General features: G+C 74.0%; 2 protein-coding genes. Both read left to right on the top strand.

Features of this window, described 5'->3' with window-relative positions; translation table 11 throughout:
• The coding region (locus B7767_RS32855; RefSeq protein WP_179167376.1) for a LysR family substrate-binding domain-containing protein at positions 1-588 on the top strand (588 nt) is incomplete at its 5' end.
• A 107-nt stretch (positions 589-695) separates the two neighbouring features.
• A complete protein-coding gene (locus B7767_RS32850; protein ID WP_085575310.1) occupies positions 696-2,018 on the top strand; it encodes a phosphatase PAP2 family protein in 1,323 nt (440 codons plus the stop codon).
• The last annotated feature ends 176 nt before the right edge of the window (positions 2,019-2,194 follow it).

Here is a 2,194-nt window from a genome sequence, read left to right as displayed (position 1 = left end):
CGCGGCGGCCTGCTCCCGGCGATCCGCTCCCGCTTCACCGCCGCGCACCCGGACGCCGCGGTCCGGCTGCGGCAGGTCGGCTGGGAGGACCCGACGGCGGGGCTCGCGGGCGGCGAGGCGGACGTGGCGTTCGTCTGGCTGCCGCTGCCCGACGCCGGCCGCTACGACTGGACGGTGGTCGCCGAGGAGCCGCGTCTGGTCGCCCTCCCCGAGACGCACCCCCTGGCCGCCCGTACGGACCTCACGCTCGCGGACCTCGCCGACGAACCGTTCCTGGCGCTGCCCCCGAGCGCGGGTGTCCTGCGCGACCACTGGCTCGCCCTCGACGAACGCCCCGGCGGCCCGCCCCGCGTCGGCGCGGAGATCGCCGGCACGGAGGAGACCTATGAAGCCCTGGTCGCCGGCCTCGGCATCTGCCTGGTGGCCGCGGGCAACGCCCCTCTGATCACCCTCGGCGGCGTCACGACCCGCCCGGTCCACGGCCTCTCCCCGAGCCGTTACGCCCTGGCCTGGCGGACGGAGGACGGCTCCCGCCCCCTGGTGCGGGGGTACGCGCAGGCGTGCCGCCGGGCGACGGGGCGGCCGTAGTCCGGGCGGGAGCGGCCCTGGCTCACATCGGGTCCACAGGGTGCCGCTAGCATGTGCGGACTCATGGCGATCTGCCGATCATCCGATCTTCACTCATAGACCAGGCAGTGAAAACAGAACCAAGCCGCATACCGGCGCGCATACGTCAGCCGCAGACGGTGCTGTGGGCGGCCGCGGGTGTCGCGACCCTCGGATTCCTCATCGCCCTGGAATTCACCGCGCGCGGCTACGGCCTGCCGGGGCCGATCACCCACCACGCACGCGAGGTGGTCCTCGCCCCCGATTCGGGACCACTGCTGTACGCCGGTCTCGCGTTGGCGATGGTGGTGCTCACCTGGCGGCAGCGGCTCGTCGCGGCGGGCGCGGCGATCGGCATCGACGTCGTCTTCTTCCTGGTGCGGTGGGCGGCCGGCGCCGAGATGAACTTCGGCAACGGCGCGCTGTGGGCGGTCCTGGGCATCGCGGCCGTCGCCGTCACCCGCCGTACCGGGCCGGAACGCCTGCTGCTGCTGAAGGGCACCGGACTGGGCCTGCTCCTGGTGGCCGGCCACAAGACGGGCGACACCTGGCTGCTCATCACCTCGAAGACCCGCCCGACGGTGCTCGACCCGTACGTCGCGCTCGCCGACCGCGCGCTGGGCGACCCCTCGTGGCTGGCCGGCCGGATCGTCGAGGCGACGGAACCGGCCGGCCCCTTCCTCCTCCACGTGGTCTACGGTCAGCTCCCGCTGGCGGCGGCGCTCGTCGGGCTGTACCAGCTGCGCCGCGTGGCGGTGGAGCGCCGTTTCCCGGCCCACCACCTGGTGCGCACGTTCCTGGTCATCGGCCTGCTCGGACCGGCCGTCTACATGGTCTTCCCGGTCGTCGGGCCGGTCTACGCCTACGGAGCCGATGGCGGACAGTGGGCGGTGGGCCACCTGTGGCCGGACACGCTGCCGTCCATCGGCACCCCGCACCCGGTCCCGTTCGACGAAATCACCCCGCGCAACTGCATGCCCAGCCTGCACACCGCGTGGGCCGTCACCCTCTTCGTCCACACCCGCAAGGGCTCGCGGGCGATGCGGTACGCGGGGACGTTCTGGCTGGTCGCCACCCTCTCGGCGACGCTGGGCTTCGGCTACCACTACGGCGTGGACCTCGTCGCCGGTGTGGTGTTCGCGCTCACGGTCGAGGCGGCGATGCGCTCGCTCGCACGCGGCTGGGACCGGTCGGCCACCTGGCTGGTCGCCCACGGCACGACGGTCTTCGCCGTGCTCCTGGTGTCGTACCGGTGGCTGCCGGTGGAGATGGCCGAGTACCCGTGGGCGTCCGGCCCCCTCCTCGTCCTGCTGATGGCCTCGGTGATCCACGGCTACGTGCGCACCACCGCACTGTGGGAGACGACGACCGCACCGGAGCGGCAGCGGGAACCGCGGCCGGAACTCGTCTGAGTGACGTGGCGTCGGGTACCGGCCGGCACGGACGACACCGGCCCGGTGAGTGAACGCCGACGCGCGTGACGGGCCGTCACCTCACGGCCGCGGAGGTCACCGAGCCGGCGCGGCGGCCGGCCGGCCCCGGGGGGCGTGCCGCCCGCACCGGACCGGGACATCCCGCACGGGCCGCG

This window comes from Streptomyces sp. 13-12-16, assembly GCF_002114215.1.
In the GTDB taxonomy this organism is placed as follows: domain Bacteria; phylum Actinomycetota; class Actinomycetes; order Streptomycetales; family Streptomycetaceae; genus Streptomyces.
The sequence above is the reverse complement of the archived record's forward strand: the minus strand, read 5'-3'. Positions and strand labels throughout refer to the sequence as shown.